Below are 20229 nucleotides of genomic sequence, written 5' to 3'. Positions count from 1 at the left end.
AGCAAGTCCCGGATACGGAAATACTTGCGTCCATCTGTAAGGAGTAAAGTATGGTTAAATTCCGGAGAAGGAGTTTATTTGACTTCGCTTCCCGGTTTGACTTCTTTCAGAACGGAAGTTACAGCCAGTGATCCGTCGAAGTTTTCGGCGCTCAGGATCATGCCTTCGCTGACCAGGCCGTTCTTGAACTGGCGGGGTGCCAGGTTGGCAATGAACAGCACCTGTTTGCCGATCAGTTCTTCCGGACGATAATGCTGGGCAATACCGCTTACAATGGTACGGTTTTCCAGGCCGTCGGCAATCTTGAACTTCAGCAGTTTCTTCATCTTGGGAACGACTTCACATTCCAGTACGGTTCCTACACGGATATCCAGTTTCTCAAAGTCTTCAAAAGGAATGACCGGCTTGATGGGATTAGCCTTGTAATTGGCTTCCTCATTGGCTTTCTTGGTAGCCAGCAGCTTGTCCACCTGAGCCTGGATGGTATCGTCCTCGATCTTTTCGAACAGCAGTTCTGCCTTGTTCAGCTCATGTCCGGCTTCCAGCAGGTCTGTACGTCCCAGCTGTTCCCATTCGAAAGATTGCATGTTCAGCATTTTGCGGAGTTTTTCGCTGCTGAACGGCAGGAAGGGTTCGAAGGCGATGGCCAGGTTGGCTACCAGCTGAAGTGCGATGTTCAGGATGGTTGCTACGCGTCCCATGTCTGTCTTGGCCAGTTTCCACGGTTCGGTGTCAGCAAGGTATTTGTTTCCGATACGTGCCAGGTTCATGGCTTCTTTCTGTGCATCGCGGAACTTGAATACGTCCAGAAGTTTTTCCACCTCAGCCTTTACATCTGCAAATTCTTTCAGTGTTTCCTTGTCGTAGTCTGTCAGTTCACCGCAGGCAGGCACTTTGCCGTCAAAATATTTGTGGGTCAGTACCAGGGCACGGTTCACAAAGTTACCGTAAACGGCTACCAGTTCATTGTTGTTGCGTGCCTGGAAATCTTTCCATGTAAAGTCGTTGTCTTTGGTTTCCGGAGCGTTGGCAGTCAGTACGTAACGCAGTACGTCCTGTTTGCCGGGGAAATCCTGCAGGTATTCATGCAACCATACAGCCCAGTTGCGTGAAGTAGAAATCTTGTCACCTTCCAGATTCAGGAATTCGTTGCTCGGCACATTGTCCGGCAGGATGTAACTTCCTTCTGCTTTCAGCATGGCGGGGAATACAATGCAATGGAATACGATGTTGTCTTTTCCGATGAAGTGGATCAGGCGTGTTTCGGGATCTTTCCACCATTTTTCCCAGGAGTCGGGCAGGAGTTCCTTGGTATTTGAGATATAGCCGATCGGAGCATCGAACCATACATACAGAACTTTTCCGTCAGCACCTTCTACCGGGACAGGAATACCCCAGTCAAGGTCACGGCTCACGGCGCGGGGCTGCAGACCCATATCCAGCCAGCTCTTGCACTGTCCGTATACATTCGGACGCCATTCCTTGTGTTCTTCCAGAATCCACTGGCGGAGCCAGCCTTCGTGTTTGTCAAGCGGCAGATACCAGTGTTTGGTTTCCTTCATAACCGGTTTGCTTCCGCTGATGGCACTTTTGGGATTGATCAGTTCGGTAGGAGACAGAGTGCTTCCGCATTTTTCGCACTGGTCACCGTATGCACCTTCTGCGTGGCAGCGGGGGCATTCTCCGGTGATATAACGGTCAGCCAGGAAGGTATGAGCTTCTTCGTCGTAATATTGTTCTGAGGTCTTTTCAATGAATTCGCCTTTGTCGTACAGTTTACGGAAGAAATCGGAAGCTGTGTCATGATGGATTTTTGAGCTGGTTCGTCCGTATACGTCAAAAGAGATACCGAATTCCTTGAATGAGTCTCTGATCAGGGTATGGTAACGGTCTACTACGTCTTGTGGAGTAATGCCTTCTTTTTTGGCACGGATGGTGATGGGCACTCCGTGTTCATCAGAACCTCCGATAAAGATCACATCTTCTTTTTTCAGACGCAGGTAGCGTACGTAGATGTCAGCCGGGACATAGACTCCTGCCAGATGGCCGATGTGTACCGGTCCGTTGGCATACGGCAGAGCCGATGTGACGGTTGTTCGTTTGAATTTTTTTTCCATATATGTATCGTTATTGTTTTGAGTCACTATCTTTCACCTCTGCAAAGATAGTGATTTTTTTGTTCATTCAATTCATAAAAACAACAGGGACACGGAAAACGTTCCGTGTCCCTGTTCCGGATAAAAAAGAAGTGTGTGTTTATTCTGCTTTTACAAAATCTTCCGGATAAGTAACAAGGTTGGTTACCTGACCGTCTTTCAGACGGATCCAGGTCTTGAAACTTCTTTCTCCTTCGGTCAGTTCAATGACACGGGCGCCGTTGCCTCCCGGAATGTCGTGATAAACTGTCTTGCCTCCGGTGAACCGTCCGTAGCATAGCAGGATGTTGTTCCAGTTGACTACATAGTCATTGACATGATCGTGTCCGACGAAAGTACCCATCACGTCTCCGGCATTCAGCATGGCAGCATACAGACCGGTATTGATGGCCGGAGCACAGGCTTTTTCCTTGCGCGTTCCGATCAGCAGTGCATTCTCATTTTGGGCTGCCTGATTGTATTCCGGGAAAGGAATGTGGAAGAAGGCCAGTGCCGGCAACGGTTTGCCATTGTTGCGGGCAGTGAATGCCGCACTTTCCTTGCGGTACCATTCTACCTGGTCTGCCTTGATCCAGTCATAGCCTTTGATTTGTTTCAGCGGTGAATAGGCGTTGCTGTCGAATATATACAGAACGGCAGCTTCGTTGTTTCCGGCAGATGCATTGACGGGCAGGATGAAATTGGTGACTCCGGAGATGCCTTCAGTCCGTGTGTTCAGGCAGCCGGCTTTTTTCTCTATGTAGTCCGACAATTCCTTGCGGTTCATGTCCTGTTCGTCATCATGGTTGCCCCAGGTAACAGCAAACGGGATGTGGCGGGATATCGCAGGTTCAAGTGCTTTGTCCAGTCCTTCTGCTGCGGGTTTGGCAAAGATCAGGTCGCCGGTATAAATGACCAGGTCCGGTTTTTCTGCGTCCAGCACTTCGTTCATGCGTTTGGCAGCTTCTTCCGAAGCCGGATTCCCGGGTACCCAGTGTATATCTGTAAACTGGACGATCTTAAATTTTTTATTGCTGTTGAATTTCAGCGTCTGTGCTTGCATGCCAAATATTCCCATGCAGAGAAGTGTGGCAGCCATGATTATCTTTTTCATCGGTTCTTGTTTTTGTATTAGAATTCCATTTTCTTTCCAGCCTGTGGGTGTTTGGGCGCAAAAGGGATTTGCAGGAAATCGGCAATAGTTGCTGCAACCTGATTGTTGTAATACTGTCTGTCACCGGATATCTCTCCCAGGGCGGGTATGTCTTTTCCTATAGCCATGAACCAGGTTTCACCTGATCCGGTTGTATCCGTTCCATGATCACGCCAGTCATCAGCTTTTACTTTTCCGCATCCGCGTCCGTGGTCACAAGTAATAATGAGAGTGGTCTGGTCTTTGTAAAAGGGATCAGACTGGATATACTCCCATATCTCTTTCAGGAAGTTATCAAAGGTGCGTGCACCTTCCAGATACAGGCGGTAATCACCCATGTGAGCCAGTTCGTCAATATCTCCGTAACCGATGTAAATCAATTCCGGTTTCCGGCTTTTCATGGCTTCGATGGCATATTCATGAGTAAACACATCTGCACGTTCATGTTCCCAGAATCTGGGAGCTGCATCCTGCATCTTTTCAACCAGACGTTCTCTTTCTGTCGGATTGGGAGAAAGAGAATGCCGGTATCCTGTGTTTATTTCCAGGTGGCTTCGTTGTTCATTCAAAATGTGAATGAACCGGTCCCAACTTGTAAATATAAGAACTTTCCCTTTATAACGGTCTGTGTTGTTGGCAATTTCCAGGATGGAAACATTTGGATTCCATACCGGATTGTTGGTATTGATCTGTTCATCGTCTGGATGTCCGCAAAGGAGTTCGTTGTATCCCGGATAAGAAAACTGCATTTTGTTTTTCACCTGCATGCGGCAACCTTTCCAGCGGTTACCGATCATCAGTCCGTTACGGGCGATTTCTGACCAGGTAAAAGGCATCAGCAGGCTTCTGCGTTCTTCGGCTGTTGTTTTCCAATAATTTGCCTTGAGTTGTTCATTATTCCCGATCAGCAGAGAATCTGCACCACTGAATAACTCTTGCCAGCGGTATCCGTCAACAGTGACGAATACCACACGCCGGGCAGAAGTGTACATGGTAGAGAATAACAGTGCCGCTAATAAAATCAGAGTCTTTTTCATTATTTCTTGTTTAAGGATTATTACTGTAACCACCAGGGTTTGTCTGTAGTTTTGTCTCCTCCTCCGAATTGGCTGTCCAAAGCTGCCTGTACGTTTGCAGCATTGTTGTTGTATTCACTTTGCGGATACATCCACCGGTAAGGCAGTTGTACACCGGAAGCTCTGCGGAAATCAGGATATCCGGTCCGGAGTGCTTCATAATAGGGCAACCAGACACCTCCCTGCAGGAAGGTCGGCAGGTATTTCTGCATGGCGATCCGTTCGATCTTCTGTTCAGTGGAAAGTGTGGAATCATAAACCACTTCACTTCCTTGTAGATAAGTTTCGGCAGCGTCTTCGCTCAGATAAGCAGCTACATCGGTAGCGTATGTGCGGTAGAATTCGAAAGATGCCTTAACTGCCGATTCGTAATATGTCTTGTCATCGCCGTTGATCCATCCTCTGACAACTCCTTCGGCCAGGATCAGCTGTTGTTCGGTATACCCCATCAGGATCATCGGTTCGTTGGTTGCATTTTTATAGTAACGTTCGGTCGGCTTGGAGCAGAGGCCGGCTGTGGCTTTGTCGTTGACCAGACTGTAAGGCACGGCGGGATCACCTCCATCGTATGCTGTAAAGTCATCGATTGCCTTGCCTTCCTGTTCTGCTTTGGGAGTCTGGGTTGCAATGGCGAACAGACGGGGGTCTTTGCGTGTAACGAAGGCTGCCACGTAAGTAGAGTCCATGAAACGTCCGGAACCGAAGTCACTGTCGTTGAAATAGGGATAGCGGTTGCTGGCCTGATCCAGGTATACCAGCTGTCCGTTGTCGGCTGCACTTTCCATCAGCGGGCAGTTGCTGACAATCTCTGCAAAAGTTGCAGGAATATTGATGCTGCCTACCTGAGTTTTGTTTGACAAGGACATCAGGATGCGCAGGCGATAGGCATTGATCAGTTTTCTCCATTGCAGGAGGTTACCGTTGTAGATAATGTCGCCACTGATGATCTCATTGTTGTCTTTCAGCAGGTTGTCCGCTTCTGCCAGTTCGTTGAGAATACCTTCCAGTACTTTCTCCTGACTGTCATATTGAGGCTGGTAGACTGCATCGGTTTCTCCTTTCAGTGCATCACTGTAAGGAATAGCCCCGAAGTCCATGGTCAGCTGGTAGAAGTAGTTGGCACGGAAGAAATGTGCCAGAGCCTGATAGGCACTTCCGTTTTCGGATACTTCCATCATTTTGGTGACATCGCGCAGATTATTGTAATAGTCGAAGTCTCCTCGTGTCCACTTGTACACCTGATAGGCACTTTCTCCGGAAGTCAGGATCAGCTGCTTGGTAGCGTGGCAGGCATCAGAACTGGTCTTATTAAAGGCTGTATAGGCAATACCTGTCAGCAGCAGTGACGGCTGGGTCGTCGTCGGATTGTTGGGATCTACGTTCAGCTCCTCCAGGTCGATGCATGAAGCGCAGAGGCTGGATGCCAGCAATAAGGAGGCAATATAAGTGATAGATTTTCTTTTCATGTTCGTGAATTTAGCAGTTGGTTGTTAGAAAGTAATGTTGGCGCTTACACCGATGTATCGTGCAGACGGGTCCTGAAGATCGCTGTCGGAAGTACCGAAGTCAGGATCCAGATAAGGAGTTTTCTTCAGTACGGCCAGGTTGTTTCCGTAGAGAGTCACTTCCAGTCCTTTGATGGAGTTGGAGTGGATCAGATGGCTGAAATCATAAGATACGGCCACACGTCTCAGTTTCAGGAAAGAGCGGCTGAATGTATTGGCGAACAGCTCGCTTTCGCTGGTACGTACGACAGCACGGTACGGGTAGTTTTGTGCCCAGGTCTGAATGTTGACTGCTGTTTCGTTTTTCTTGTATACACGGGTATCGCTGATGATATTTCCGTTGACATCGTAGGTTACTTCACCGCTTACGATATTGACACCTTCCGGAACATAGATGGGCTTTCCTCCGTTTTCATATTCTTCCTGACGGTACATGGTTGATTTCGGATGTTTTCCGCCCCACCACATTTTCTGGGTTGTAGTTGAGATCAATGTACCTCCGATAGCTCCGTCCATGTCCACGTTGACTGTAAAATGATCGAACTTGAAAGTGTTCTGCAAACCGAAGCGGACATCCGGATCCTGATTGCCGATGTAGCTTTTGAAAGCACTCTGGGTAGGCATACCGTTGCTGTCGAGGATCAGCTGGCCGTCGGGAGTCTTTTCCCATTCGGTAGCGTACATGGCATCTGCCCGGTCACCGAGCTTCAGATCGCCGTATTTCTCCTGACCTCCGTAGATTTCAGTCAGCTTGCGGATGTTGGTACTCCAGTTGGTGGACAGGTTCCAGGTAAATTTCTTGCTCTGGATCGGAGTTGCTGTGATAATTAATTCTGCTCCGTTGGTCGTATAGGTATTTCCGTTGACATAGCGGTTGTTGAAACCTGATGCGACGGAGATCGGAAGCTGAATGATACTGTTCTTGTCGATCATGTGATAGTAAGTAACATCCAGGCCGAGACGGTTACGCAGGAAAGAGGTTGAAAGACCGATTTCGTACGAGGTCGTTTTTTGTGGCAGGATATTGGCATTCAGCAGGTCTGACTGGTAAGTAACCGAAGGAGTACTTCCGTAAAGAATGCCCTTGGAGTAGGTTGCATACAAAGAATACGGATCAAGGTCGCTGGATACCTGTGCCCATGCACCGTTTATTTTCAGATAGTCCATCCAGGATGGAAGACTGATATACTGGTCAAGCATCGCACTCAGTGAAACAGAAGGATAGAAGTAGGAATTGTTTCCTTTGATGATGGTTGACGACCAGTCGTTACGTCCGGTCAGAGTCAGATAGACACCATCGAACAGATCCAGATTGACAGAACCGTATACACTCTCGATCGCTTTTTCGTTCATGGAGTTGGTTGCTGAAACAGGATTCAGACTGTTACCCATGTTGTATACACCCGGTACGATCAGTCCGTCGGTTGCCTGATATTCGCTGCGAATCTGACGGTAGTAGAGTGAAGAACCGGCATTAACGGTCAGCGCGAAGTTTTTGTTGAAGGCACGGGTATAGGTTACCAGTACGTCGGTATTGATATCCAGCTGGTCTGTGTTCCAGGTCTTGTAGTCACCGTTGCGGGAGTCACCGTAGTTCATGTAGGATTTCGGTGATTTCATGTCTTCGAAGGTATCTTCCAGACGTCCTGCTGCACGACCCTGTATGCTCAGTCCCGGCATGATGTCCCAGTTCAGTTTTACCTGACCGTTGGTTACATTACGGTCGTGTACCTGAGTCAGTTCGTAAGTGGCGAAATACGGGTTGTTATACCAGGCATAGTTGTAGTTGGCCTGCCGTTCGCCTTCTGCGTCCGGACGCCAGTGGTGGGCGGCCAGTTCTTTTCCGTTGACATCGTTACCCATCCACAGCAGAATGGTGTACATGTGGTTTTTCGGTCCATATCCGTAGCGCGGATAGTTGGGTGAATAGACTTTATTATAAGAAAGGTTGGCTGACAGAGTGACGGCATCACTCAAGTTGTACATGCTGTTGAAGTTCAGGCCTCCGGTGTATACTGCTGTATTGGGTACCTGACCTTTCTGATGAGAAAAGTCACCGTTGAAGTTGTAGTTGGCCTTTTTGCTCTTGCTGGCAACCGAGAAAGTAGCCTTGGTGATGATTCCGGTCTGAAGGAAGTCTTTCAGGTTGTCATGCGCTTCCCAGGTGATAGGAACACGCTCATATTTGGACTGGTCATCATAAATTGTGCCGCTGACATCTCCCCACCAGGGAATCACCTCTCCGGTTTCCTTGTTGCGGATGGGACTGTTCCATTGTGCGATCTTTTGTCCCTCGAAACGGGGGCCCCAGGTCATGTCACCGTCGGAGATACCGCCGTCGGCACCATCCCAGAATGCGTACTGTCCGTTAGAACCGGAACCGAATTCTGTTTGTGTTTCCGGGAATACGGTAAATCCGGCTGTTACCATGCTGGAAAGTCCTGCCTTTACGGTCAGTCCTTCCTTGTCTGCCAGTTTGGTGGTGATCAGAATGGCTCCGTCCTTACCTCTGGAACCGTACAGGGCGGCAGCAGCCGTACCTTTCAGCACGTTGATGCTCTGGATGTTTTCCGGAGAAACATCAAACAAATCTGATTCTACGGGAACACCGTCGATCACCATCAGCGGAGTTTTTCCGCGCAGGGTAAAGGTCGGTGCCTGGAAAATACCGGTCGGGTTGTTCACGGTCAGACCGGCCACTTGTCCGGACAAAGCGTTACCTACGTTTACTGTACCCGGCTGGTCGAGTGCTTCGGTATTGACTTGCTGGGTGGTATAACCGATTTTCTTTTTCTGCTGTTTGATACCGATGGCTGTGACCACAACTTCGTCGATAGCCTGAATTTCGTCTGTCATCTGTACATTGATGACTTTCTGCCCTTTAACGGGCTTTTCCACCGTATTATATCCGATATACGAATATACCAGGGTTCCGTCTGCCGGGACATTAATTTCATAGCGTCCGTCCAGATCGGTTACGGTTCCTGTTCCTGAATTACCTTTTACGGTTACCGTAGCTCCGATCAGGGTTCCTTCCTTGTCGGTTACGACACCTGTTACCTTAATATTCTGTGCCCATGCGTTCAGAGACGACAGCAGGCACAGAAAAACAATACCTAATGTTGCTTTCATACTTTGGTTATAAATCTGAATATGTGAGTCGGATGTAAGAAGCAGAATCAGTAAAGATTCTTCAGATCCACTCTCTGGAAGATGGCGAGCAATGCCTGGCTGTCCTTGCGGTTTTCGTCCAATGATTTCTCAAAGGTACTTGTATCCGAATCGATGGCAGCCAGTGATACTTTCAGTACATGGCAGAACTGCTTTTCGGATTCTTCCGGAGTGATTTCATGTTTTTTGAGTGCCTTGCCAAGTGCTTTTTCAATATTCTTTACCGCGTTGTAGATTTCCGGTTTCCGGATGACGGTACGTCTGGTAGGATCTCCCGGTACAACCTCTTCTTTGGTTACATAAGTGTCCTTGAACAGACCGTAAAAATAGGCAGCTTTTTTCCCGAACCTGGATGAACCGGATACAGCAGCCAGGTCTTCGGCAGTAGGATCTCCGTAAGCAGAATAGAATTCCCAGGTCATGTCTGTACCTGCGGTTTCACTTACAGAAGTAACGTTCTCTTTCTTTTCATCGTCTGCGGCATAACGGGTTGCTGCAGAGGCATTCATAGCGTTCATGCATAAAAATGCACAAGCCAGGATTAAACTTTTTTTCATGTCTTGAAGTATTTTTTGACGCTGCAAAAATACCCCTGCTGCGTAACATGCAGGTTACGCAGTTGTGAAGAAATTGTTACTGAAAGAATGGCTCTGCATATGCCGGTTCATTCGTGCGGTCGTTAAGGCTGAATCGTGCGGTCGTTGGAGCCGGATCGTGCGGTCAATCGGGCTGAATCGTGCGGTCGTTGTGAGGAAAGCGGATGAGGAAACGTGTCAGACCGTCAGGCCATGTACGCAGAGAGAAAGTACATCCGTGTTTGATCAGTACGTCACGGATAAAGATGAGGCCGATCCCTTGTCCGTTGGGCTTGGTGGAGAAGAACGGGCTGAATAACCGGGCTTCTACTTCGCGGCTGATACCTGCTCCCGTATCGGCTATTTCCAGTGTCACCGGACTGGAGGTTGTCTGTATATAGATATTTCCGTGAACCTCGATACTTTCGGCTGCATTCTTGAGAATATTTACGATTACCTGTTCAAAGAGAGTCGTGTCCATCTGCACTTGTGGATTTTCTTCACACAGGCTGATATGAAGCTGGATATCCTTGTTCCGGCAAATGTTCTCCATGAAGCGTTTGCAGGCTGTTACCCGTTCGTTCAGATAGACAGTCTGGAGCTGGGCATCAGGGATCTTGACCACATCTGCAAAGTTGGTGATAAACCGGCTCATGCTGTAACACCGTTCCACGCATACCTGCATCACTTCGCGCAAGTCATCAGAGTCTTCCGTATCCTGCAGGGCATCGCTCACGGACTCCAGGGTAGATGTAATGCCTGCTACGGTATTGTTTACTTCGTGTGCAATCATGCGGATTACTTTCTCGTAGGCTTTCTTTTCAGCTTTTACAACTTCGGAGGTCAGGCTTTCGATGAGGATGAACGGGTGGGCAAATCCCCGGTCGACAAAAGAGAGTCGGGAGCAGCGGTAGATCATGGAATCGCTCAGACGTATGGTTTCTGTCTTGTTACGGGCAATGCGGTTCAGTTCCTCAGCCAGAGGAGAATTCAGTTCTTCAATCTTTTTTCCGGTCAGTTCTTCCGGAGCGGTATAACCCATAAACCGGACAGCGGCCTGATTGAGCATGGAAATGTGATCATCGAAATCCAGGATGATCACTCCCATGGGAGAAGCGCTGATCAGCAGATCCAGGAAATGATTCTGTTCACGCAGGCGGAGACGTTCGTCTTTCAGTTGTTCCATCATGCGGTTGAACACTTGTACGATGCGGTCGGCATCCTTTTGTCCTACAGGCGAAAGCCGGCTGCTGAAGTCCTGTTCGCGCAGCAGTTCCATTCCGTTTCCGATACTTCGGATCGGTTTCACTACCTTCTGATAAAAATAAATAAGGAAGAGGAGTGTGACCAGGATTACTCCTTCTGTCAGATAAAACAACAAACCCCGATCCTTCAGGATAAGAGCTGAAATCAGGCAGCCTGCTGTCAGCAGCAGGAAGGCGAGAATGAGGAACTGAGTTCTTATTTTCATACCGGTGAAGTTTAGGGATCAGGAATTGCCGACAGGCAGGTTGTATTTTTCCAGCCGGCGGTACAGAGCTCCCCGGCTGATACCCAGTAAAGCAGCTACCTGTGATAGGTTGTTGCCACATTCTTTCATAGCCTGCAGAATGGTTTGTTTTTCGATCTCTTCCAGTGTCATGCCTTGAGGCACTTGTAGCTTTGCGGCAGAGTTATGAACAGGCTGTTGATAACATAGCCGGAAGTCTGCTTCTGTCAGTCTGGTCTTTCCGCTGACCAGCAGGGTACGCTCCACCAGATTCTTGAGCTCACGGATATTGCCGGGATAGGGAAGTGACGACAGGAAATCAAGTGCATCACTTGTAAAATCTACGGGTGGTAACTGGTTTTGTTCACACTGGCGGTCGGCAAAATGGCGTGCCAGCAACGGAATATCCTCCCGCCGTTCGCGCAGGGCAGGCAGATGAACGGTGATCAGGTTGATGCGGTAGAACAGGTCTTCGCGGAAAGTATGTTCACGGACCATTTGCGGAAGATCTGCATTGGTGGCACATACGACGCGGATATCCACTTTTCTCGGACGGCTGTCCCCCAGCACTTCGAAGGTCTGGTCCTGCAGAACGCGCAACAGTTTTACCTGGCAACTGAGATCCAGCTCTCCGATCTCATCCAGGAAGATCGTTCCCCGGTCGGCCATTTCAAACCGGCCGATGCGGTCTGTAACAGCATCCGTAAAGGCTCCTTTCCGGTGACCGAACATTTCACTTTCAAACAGGCTTTGTGAGATTCCTCCCAGATTGACCTTGACGAAGGGGCCCGAGGCCCTCCGGCTGTTGACGTGCAGGGCTTCGGCAATCAGTTCCTTACCCGTACCGCTTTCTCCTGTGATCAGGACCGGTGCGTTGGTTGGAGCAATCCGGCAGAGTGTATCGAGCACTTCGTTCAGGGCTCTGCTCTTGCCGATGATCCGGTGGCGGTCGAATCCGGCGTGCTTCTGGTCTGCAGATCCGGGCGTTTCCTTTTGCGGGGCAGTCAGTTCCAGAGCTGTTTCAATGCGTTGCATGAGTGCGGCATTGTTCCAGGGTTTGGTAATGAAATCAAAAGCTCCTGCCTGCATGCCTTGTACGGCCAGACGGATACTTCCCCATGCAGTCATCAGGATAACCGGAACATCCGGCCGGAAAATACGGGTCTGCCGGAGCAGGGTCAGTCCTTCTTCTCCGCTGGTGGAAAGCGTGAAGTTCATGTCCATCAGGATCAGCTGCGGAGCAGTCCTGCGGATAATTTCGATAGCCTCTTTGGGGCCGGAAGCTGTTTCTACCTCGTATTTGGCCCGTTTCAGCATAAAGCTGAGGGAGGACCGGATGGCACTGTCGTCGTCAATGATAAGAATCATAAAGGTCTGTTTGTATTGTTGAGTTACTGCAAAGATACTTCTTTTTGGCAAATTTTTTTCACACTGGCAAATTGTTTACTTCAGGGAATGATTTCTGAGGGACTGGCTGATGTTGCCAAAGCAACGGTTAGGAATGAAATGTTTGCAATTCTTTCCGGAATCCATTACATTTGCCGCCCGAATTTCTTCATTCTCCTTTTGACGCATGTTTGTATTTGGAGAGTGGATGACAGAAAGTAAATAAGTTCCAGAGAAAATAAGAGTGTGAAAACAGACCATTTTGAACAGCTTTATCGGGGGAATTATGCCCGTCTGTACTATTATGCTTTCCGCTTTGTTGCTGACGAAGAGGCTTGCCGTGACATTGTCAACGATGTTTTCGAACAGGCCTGGAAGGATCGGGAACAATTGCAGGAAGCAACGGCCGTAGCTTGCCTTTACACTCGTACCCGTAACCGTTGCATAGACTATCTGCGCCACAGACAGGTGGAACAGCAGTACGCCACCTTCCTCCGTACCCTCACTTCGGAGGATCCGTCCATCCCTCCCGGGGAGCGCGAGGAGCGGGTGAGGCGCATGGAGCGCTGTCTGGAGCGGATGACCGATCCCACCCGGAGCATTGTGAAGCAGTGTTACTACGACGGGAAGAAATACCGCGAGGTGGCCGAGGAGAGGGGCATCACGCCCGACGGGGTGAAGAAACACATCGTGAAGGCCCTGCGGATGCTGCGGGAAGAACTGGGATGCGGAGAAAAACGGCGGGGGAAGGTACCCGGAAAGACGGATGAAACGTAATTGGAATACAGAAAACGATCGACCGATGGATATGAAAGAGAACGAAGACAGGATGGGGCGTACGCTGGATGCCCTGGAGCATCCCGGGCGCTTCACCAAGGAAGAACTGGAGGAACTGCTGGCCGACAGGGAGTGTGTGGCAGCCTGCCGCGACCTGCTTGACTGCCGCGAGGCGCTGGCACGCCGTCATGCCGCAGCTCCCAATGTGGACGGACAGTGGGAGGCTTTCTGCCGCCGCCATCCGGATGCTGCCGGTGCTGCCCGCGGCAGGAAGCGGATGCGCAGGGCGGCCTGGTGGACGGCGCTGGCAGTGGCGGCTTCGCTGGCCCTGCTGATGATGCTGCCCCTGACGGGACGCAGGGAATATACGGTGTTCAGGGCCGGACCTGCCGGAGGGGAGGTGAAGGAGGAAGTGTGCGGCGGTATCCGTACGGTCCGCATTCCCCGGGGCATGAGCCGCCGGCTGGTGCTGCCGGACGGGTCGCGGGTGTGGCTCAATGCGGAAAGCTCGCTCAGCTATCCCGGGAGCTTCGGCGGAAGGGAACGGCGCGAGGTGACGCTGCAGGGGGAGGCCTACTTTGAGGTGGCGCCCGACAGCCTGCATCCCTTTGTGGTGGAGACGGCGGCCCTGCAGACGCAGGTGCTGGGCACTTCGTTCAACGTGAGGGCCTATTCGCCGGAGGATACGCGGGTGACCCTGCTCCGGGGAAGCGTGAAGGTGAGCGACAGGCACCGGGGGGAACTGCTGCTCAGACCGGGGGAAGGAACGGACTGCAGCCTGGGCAGGAAGACCGTGGACGATGCGGAGGACTGCCGTGCGTGGACCGACGGCCGGTTTGCCTTTGATGATGCTCCGCTGGTGGAGATCATGCGCGAGCTGGGGCGGTGGTATAACGTGGATATCGTGTTCACCGACAGGGAGGTGATGCAGGAACGCCTGCATTTCCGGGCGGACCGGAAGGATTCGCTGGAGCAGGTGCTGGAGCTGCTGAACTGCCTGCGCAAGGTCAGGGCCCGGATCGAGGACGGCCGGGTGGTGGTGGGCATCTGAAATTTTTTTTCTGAAAAAAATGTGCTTTTCCGGTACCCGATCGGGCATGCTCTCCGTAACAGAAGCAGAATCAGTCAGAATTTTGAACCATGAAAACGAAAATGATCTTTTTGCTGCTGGCATGGACGGGGGCGGTCCTGACCCTGCCGGCTCAGACGGGACGCCCGGTCAGCGCAGAGCTGAAGGAGGTGCCTCTGTCGGCTGCCCTGAAGAAGCTGGAACAGGCTTCGGGATGCAGCATTCTGTTTACTTACAGCGATGTACAGCCTTACCGGGTGACGGCTTCCATCCGCGATATGGCGGTGGAACAAGCGGTGAAGAAGCTGCTTGAGGGTAAACCGCTCACCTCGGTGCGCAGGGGGGAGGAGTATCTCATCGTCCTGCCGGACAGTGTGCACAGGCTGCCGGTTGCCGTGCGGGGCAGGGTGACTGACGAGGCGGACCGTCCGCTCCCGTACAGCAACGTGCTACTGCTTACGCCCGATTCGGTGTTTGTGAACGGATGCGTCAGCCGTGAGGACGGCTCGTTCCTGATGACGGCGGAAGAGGGGAAGGCGTATCTGCTGAAGGTGTCGTCGGTGGGGTATGCGACCGTGGTGCAGTCTGCGGCTGCCGGCAACCGGATCCGGCTGGCTCCCGACGCACAGATGCTGGAGGAGGTGACCGTGACGGGCCGCCGCAGACTGATAGAGCCTTCGGCCGGCGGGGTGAAGGCGAACGTGGCCGGTACGTCGCTGGCACGGATGGGTACGGCGGGGGAGATGCTGGCTCACCTGCCTTTTGTCACCAGCCGCAACGGAAGTCTTTCGGTGCTGGGAAGCGGTACGCCGGAAATCTACATCAACAGCCGGAAGGTGCGCGACATGGGGGAACTCGACCGGCTCCGGGCTTCGGAGATCCTGTCGGCGGAGGTGATCACGGCGCCCGGCCCGGAGTATGCTGCCGACGTGCCTGCGGTCATCCGCATCCGTACGCTCCGCCAGCGGGGGGAAGGCTGGAGCGGAAGCGTGAACCTGGGCTACAACCAGGGACGGTGGGCGAACGGCGACCAGCAGGTGGCCCTGAATTTCCGCACCGGAGGGCTGGACTTTTTTGTGAAGGGCTATGTCAGCGAAAAGAATTCATACGGAGAGACGGAGGCCGTGATCCGCACGGAGGGAAAGGATGTGTGGGAGACGGTGGCCGGTGATGTGCAGACGTCGCGGTCGCAGAGGTTCTCGGCCGAGGCGGGCTTCAACTGTGAGGTGAACGAGCATCATTCGTTCGGAGTGAAGTATACGCCGGGGGGAACACTGGGCACTGCCCTCCAGCGGTCGTGGGGGGAAACGGTCACTTCCTGCAACGGGACTGAGGTGGAACGGGCGGACTTCGTGATGCGTTCCTGTCCCCGCGACGGGATCAATCATGCGGTCAATGCGTATTATGTGGGCGAGGCCGGCCGGTGGACGCTGGATCTGAATGCGGATTATCTGGACAACCGCATGAAGAGCAGCCAGTATGCGGAGGACGGAAGCGAGGCGGACATCAGCAGTGTGTCCGACTCGGAAAGCCGGCTTTATGCGGCCCGGCTTCAGGCAGGCGTGAAGCTGGGAAAAGGGCAGCTGTCGTTCGGGTCGGAAGGAACGCTGACGGAGCGGAAGGATCTTTTCACGCAAAGCGGCTTCTCGGCCGATGCGGACAATTTCATCCGCCAGCGTGCCTTTGCGGTCTTTGCCGGGTATTCGGCTTCCTGGGGAAAATGGCGGGCGAATGCGGGGCTGCGCTATGAGCACCGTGCCACGGATTATTGGGATCAGGGGGTCCGGGTGGAGGAACAGAGTCCGGTGTATGATGAGCTGATTCCCACGGCGTCTGTCAGCTGGTCGGACCGGGATCTCAGTCTGGCACTTGCCTGGAAGACGATGCGGACCAATCCTTCGTATGCCTTGCTGACCAATGCCGTCAGCTACCGGACCCAGTATTCGTATACGACGGGGAATCCGGGACTGGAACCGTCGCAGGCCAGCATCCTGTCGCTGAACCTGGCTTACAAATGGCTGTTTGCCTATGTGCAGTATGGGCGTACCAGAAATTTGCTCACGAACATTACCATGCCTTACAATGAGGAAACCCATCCGGGAATCCTGCTGTTCACTTCGGCCAATCTGGCACCGGGTTCAAGCTGCATCATCAATCTGAGCGCTGCTCCGCGGATCGGTGTCTGGCAGCCGCAGTTCAGTATTAGCGGGGTATATGCTGCTCCCGACGGCCGTAACCTGGGGATTGAGGTCTGGCGCCGGCAGCCGCTGTTTAATTTCGGATGGGACAACAGCTTTACGTTGCCGCAGGGCTGGTTTCTGAACGTACAGGGCAGTCTGCAGACCGCCGCACGGATGGGATTCATGGTGAACCGTCTGGAGGGCCGGCTGAATGCCCGTGTCAGCAAGTCGTTCCTGAAGGACGATGCGCTGACGTTGTCGCTGACTGCGGATGATATACTCCGTACCGGGTATTATCATTTCAATGTCTATGGGATCGATTCCTACAACGGGAACCGTATCTACCGCGACTGGCAGCGTGTGGGGATCCAGCTTTCGTATAAGTTCAATGCCACTAAGAGCAAATATAAGGGTACCGGAGCCGGTCAGAGCGAAAAGGCCCGTCTGTAGGGCTGCACCGGTTCTGCCTATTCTCTGCGGATGATCTCCTCGAAGTCTGCATCGATCCCGGTGTTCCGGTCGAAATCCCAGAGCGTGAGGCTGCGCAGCTGATAGTAGTAGTACCAGTAATAGAACAGCTCGTTGATGTGTTTCTGGCGGGCTTCGTCCTTGCTGACCTGGGCGTCGTTCAGGTCGAGGGTGCTGATCTGTCCCACCATGAAGGTTTCGACATTGGTGTGATAGCGTTTGCGGGCAATCCGGTCGGCTTCTCCGGCAATCTTCAGCTGGCGTTTCTGGTTGTTGAACTGTTCGGTCAGGATGAAGAGGTTCTGGTTGAAGTCCATGGTCTCCTGGCGCAGCTTGCTTTCAGTCACCTGACGGTTGCTTTCGGCCACACGGACCTGTCCGCGCCGTTTTCCCCAGTCGAGCAGGGGGATTCTGATTCCGACTTCCACCACCTGATTGTCTTTCAGGTGCTGGTAGGAGGAACGGAAGCTGTGGTCGGTGCCCGTATATCCCACCTGGGCGAACAGGGTGATTTCCCGGAGATTTCCCCTGGCTTTGGCCACTTCGTAGTCGGCTTCCAGCTGGCGCCGACGGATGTTGCGGGCGAAGGAGTTGTTGGCCAGGGCTTTTTCCAGCACGTCCTGATAGTTGAGCAGTCCTCCGGGAATGGAGTCAGGCAGGACGGGGTCCAGTTCCTCCTGTCCTTCCAGGGCCAGGAACGAGCGGAGGGTGAACATGGCATTCTTCAGGGAACTTTCGTTGTCGGTCAGGGCCGATTCGGCATTCAGCATGTTCAGCTGCAGCTGGAGCAGGTCGTTTTCGCTGATCTTTCCCATGCGGCGTTTGACCTTGGCCACTTCGTACAGCTTGCGGGCATTTTCCAGGTTCTGGCTGGAGATGTTTACCCGTTCGCGTGCCAGCAGCAGATTGAAGAAATGGTTGATGGTGTTCAGCGTAACGTTTTCCGTGGCACTCAGGAAGGCCGCTTTGGCTTCCTCATAGCGTACCGGCTCGATGCGGCGGTTCCACTTCACATTGTTGACGCTGAAGATGGGCTGGTTGAGGGTCAGCGCCACCGGAACGGACATGAACTGGCGGGATTTGTTTCCGCTGAGCTGGCTCAGGTAGTCCAGTGAGGTCGTGAGCGACAGCGTACCTCCGGTCAGCCAGATGCTCTGGTCGATGGAGATCGATCCGGACAGATTCATATAGTCATTGCGCACGTAGGTATAGGCTCCGTTGTCCTGCTGGTAGGAGTTGTATTTCTTGTTATAGCTCGGAAGCGTGGCCGTGAAGCTGATTTCCGGCAGCAGGTTGGCCTGGAAGGTGCGGTACTCCCAGTAAGCTGTTTTCAGTTTGTTGAGGGCCACTGCTGCATCTACGCTTTGCACCCGTGCCAGAAGGATGGCTTCATCGAGTGTGATGCTGCGTCTGGCGGTTTGTGCCGTGCCTGCCTGGGGAAGCAGGGGCAGAAGGCTCATCCCCCATGCTAGAAGGATCTGTTTCATTGTTTTTCGGTTCATATGGCTTGTTGTTTTATTTTTATGGTTCTGGTTTCCGGTTTGCCCGTTTTCTCGGGCTTCCGGCTTGCTTGCTTTTTCGGGTCTTCCGGTTTGTTTTCGGACTTTCCGGTCTTTTCTCGGGCTTTTCGGTCTTTTTTCTGTTTTGTATCGCGGATTTTTCCGTTTTTTGTTCTGTATTTGCAAGGTGGCTGTTCTGTTTTGTCCGTTCGGAAAGAAATACACAAATCCAGTGCCAGAATCGCAAGTCGTTGATTATCAGATATAGCTCTTCCAGTGAGTGTCCGGAAATGGACACTTTCTGATTCTGTAGCGGAAGACTGTCCGTTTTCGGACACTCGGGGAGATAAAGTATTGCAGATAATCAGGCAGTTAGGATTCTGGCACGCAAATTGTTTCAGGAAGGGTACCGTTGAAAACGGATTTGAATATGTATGAAAACGGACAAGGAAAATTCAAATAATCATGGATAGAGAAATACCAAAGAAAACATTGCAGCGTGAACGCCGGAAGCGGTGGCTGGGTTATGGAATGGCCGGACTGTTACTGATTGGCGGCATCACCTGGATTCCTTCACTGATGCAGAGCCGCGTGAATGAGAAGGACCTGCTTTTCAGTGTCGTGGACCGCGGTACGCTGGAAGTGAGTGTCAGTGCTTCCGGAAAAATAGTTCCGGCAGTTGAGGAGATCATTACCTCGCCGGTCAGCGCACGTATTGTGGAAGTGTACCGCCGGAGCGGAGACAGCGTGGAGGCAGGGACTCCGTTGCTGAAGCTTGATCTTCAGAGTACGGAAACCGAGTACCACAAGCAGCTGGATGAGGAACGGATGAAACAGCTTCAGCTGGATCAGTTGCGGATGAATAATGAAACTTATCTTGGCGATCTGGCCATGAAGGTGAAGGTACAGGCCATGAAGGTGGGACGCATGGAAGCTGATTTGCGCAACGAACGCTATCTGGACAGCCTCGGATCGGGGACTACAGACAGGGTACGTCAGGCGGAACTTGCTTATAATACCGGATGTCTGGAACTGGAACAGCTGCGTCAGCAATATGCCAACGAGCAGAAAGTGAAGGAGGCTGATCTGAAAGTGAAGCAGCTTGAACTGGATATTTTCCGCAAGAGTCTGTCGGAAACCCGGCGTACGCTGGAAGATGCTCAGCTGCGTTCGCCGCGTAAGGCCATCCTGACTTCCATCAATACGCAGGTAGGATCGCAGGTAGCGCCCGGGAGCCAGGTGGCGGTGGTATCCGATCTGAGTCATTTCCGGGTAGATGGAGAGGCAGCCGAATCATACAGTGACCGGATTGCTGCCGGTGCCAGGGCGATGGTTCTCGTCGGGCATGAAAGGCTGGAAGGGATGGTGAGCAGCGTGACACCGCTGAGCCGTGACGGAATCATGTCCTTTACGGTGCAGCTGGATGACAGCAGCAACCGCCGTCTGCGTTCCGGACTGAAAGTTGATATTTATGTCATCAATGCGGTGAGGGAAGAGGCCCTTCGCATCAGCAACGGGTCGTTTTATGTGGGTGCCGGCGAGTACGAGCTTTTCGTGAAAGAAGGCAGTGGCCGGCTGGTGAAGCGCAAGGTCCGTCTGGGAGCATGCAGCTACGACCAGGTGGAAGTGCTGGACGGCCTGAAGGAAGGTGACTGCGTGGTGGTGAGCGATATGAGTATGTATCAGAGCCGGACACAGATCAAACTGAAAGAAAAGGAATGAGAAAATAAAACAGGAAATCAACAA

13 protein-coding genes are annotated in these 20229 nt (G+C 52.1%); 4 read left to right on the top strand and 9 right to left on the bottom strand.

Translation table 11 applies throughout. The annotated features are described in order from the left end of the window. Positions 1-74 precede the first annotated feature (74 nt). The 8 genes from metG to BACCOPRO_RS09530 all read right to left on the bottom strand — a co-directional run bounded on the left by metG (position 75) and on the right by BACCOPRO_RS09530 (position 12472). Positions 75-2117 (bottom strand): methionine--tRNA ligase, encoded by a 2043-nt coding sequence (metG, locus tag BACCOPRO_RS09565; protein ID WP_008143112.1) that lies wholly within the window; start codon positions 2115-2117, stop codon positions 75-77. 139 nt (positions 2118-2256) lie between these two features. Beyond that, complete coding sequence (locus tag BACCOPRO_RS09560; RefSeq protein WP_008143110.1) at positions 2257-3249, bottom strand: metallophosphoesterase family protein; 993 nt, start codon at positions 3247-3249, stop codon at positions 2257-2259. Between the two features lie 17 nt (positions 3250-3266). Continuing rightward, positions 3267-4325: an alkaline phosphatase family protein gene (locus BACCOPRO_RS09555; RefSeq protein ID WP_040311349.1), complete on the bottom strand. Its 1059-nt coding sequence runs from the start codon at positions 4323-4325 to the stop codon at positions 3267-3269. A gap of 20 nt (positions 4326-4345) precedes the next feature. Then, positions 4346-5830 carry a SusD/RagB family nutrient-binding outer membrane lipoprotein gene (locus tag BACCOPRO_RS09550; RefSeq protein WP_008143106.1) on the bottom strand — a complete coding sequence of 495 codons (1485 nt, stop codon included), beginning with the start codon at positions 5828-5830 and terminating at the stop codon, positions 4346-4348. A 24-nt stretch (positions 5831-5854) separates the two neighbouring features. Further along, complete coding sequence (locus tag BACCOPRO_RS09545) at positions 5855-9001, bottom strand: SusC/RagA family TonB-linked outer membrane protein (RefSeq protein ID WP_008143105.1); 3147 nt, start codon at positions 8999-9001, stop codon at positions 5855-5857. 47 nt (positions 9002-9048) lie between these two features. Next, positions 9049-9597, bottom strand: a complete 549-nt coding sequence (locus BACCOPRO_RS09540) for a hypothetical protein (RefSeq protein WP_008143103.1) — start codon at positions 9595-9597, stop codon at positions 9049-9051. A gap of 163 nt (positions 9598-9760) precedes the next feature. Then, entirely contained in the window at positions 9761-11086 is a 1326-nt protein-coding gene (locus tag BACCOPRO_RS09535) for a sensor histidine kinase (protein WP_008143101.1), read from the bottom strand. Between the two features lie 18 nt (positions 11087-11104). Continuing rightward, positions 11105-12472 carry a sigma-54-dependent transcriptional regulator gene (locus BACCOPRO_RS09530; RefSeq protein ID WP_008143099.1) on the bottom strand — a complete coding sequence of 456 codons (1368 nt, stop codon included), beginning with the start codon at positions 12470-12472 and terminating at the stop codon, positions 11105-11107. Between the two features lie 264 nt (positions 12473-12736). On the opposite strand from BACCOPRO_RS09530, the gene BACCOPRO_RS09525 reads away from it, so the two are divergent. The 3 genes from BACCOPRO_RS09525 to BACCOPRO_RS09515 all read left to right on the top strand — a co-directional run bounded on the left by BACCOPRO_RS09525 (position 12737) and on the right by BACCOPRO_RS09515 (position 16966). Next, a complete protein-coding gene (locus BACCOPRO_RS09525; protein ID WP_008143096.1) occupies positions 12737-13267 on the top strand; it encodes an RNA polymerase sigma-70 factor in 531 nt (176 codons plus the stop codon). A 25-nt stretch (positions 13268-13292) separates the two neighbouring features. Further along, positions 13293-14318 (top strand): FecR family protein, encoded by a 1026-nt coding sequence (locus BACCOPRO_RS17230; RefSeq protein WP_054858130.1) that lies wholly within the window; start codon positions 13293-13295, stop codon positions 14316-14318. Between the two features lie 89 nt (positions 14319-14407). After that, complete coding sequence (locus BACCOPRO_RS09515) at positions 14408-16966, top strand: outer membrane beta-barrel protein (protein ID WP_008143092.1); 2559 nt, start codon at positions 14408-14410, stop codon at positions 16964-16966. A gap of 17 nt (positions 16967-16983) precedes the next feature. Here the strand turns inward: BACCOPRO_RS09515 and BACCOPRO_RS09510 are convergent, their stop codons facing one another. After that, entirely contained in the window at positions 16984-18471 is a 1488-nt protein-coding gene (locus BACCOPRO_RS09510) for a TolC family protein (RefSeq protein ID WP_040311403.1), read from the bottom strand. A gap of 477 nt (positions 18472-18948) precedes the next feature. Between BACCOPRO_RS09510 and BACCOPRO_RS09500 the strand changes: the two genes are divergently transcribed. Continuing rightward, the gene (locus BACCOPRO_RS09500) at positions 18949-20205 is read left to right on the top strand and encodes an efflux RND transporter periplasmic adaptor subunit (protein ID WP_008143085.1); all 1257 of its coding nucleotides are present in this window, start codon (positions 18949-18951) and stop codon (positions 20203-20205) included. The last annotated feature ends 24 nt before the right edge of the window (positions 20206-20229 follow it).

Origin of the sequence: Phocaeicola coprophilus DSM 18228 = JCM 13818, assembly GCF_000157915.1 — a bacterium.
Taxonomy (GTDB): domain Bacteria; phylum Bacteroidota; class Bacteroidia; order Bacteroidales; family Bacteroidaceae; genus Phocaeicola; species Phocaeicola coprophilus.
This window is presented reverse-complemented; position numbering and strand designations above follow the sequence as displayed.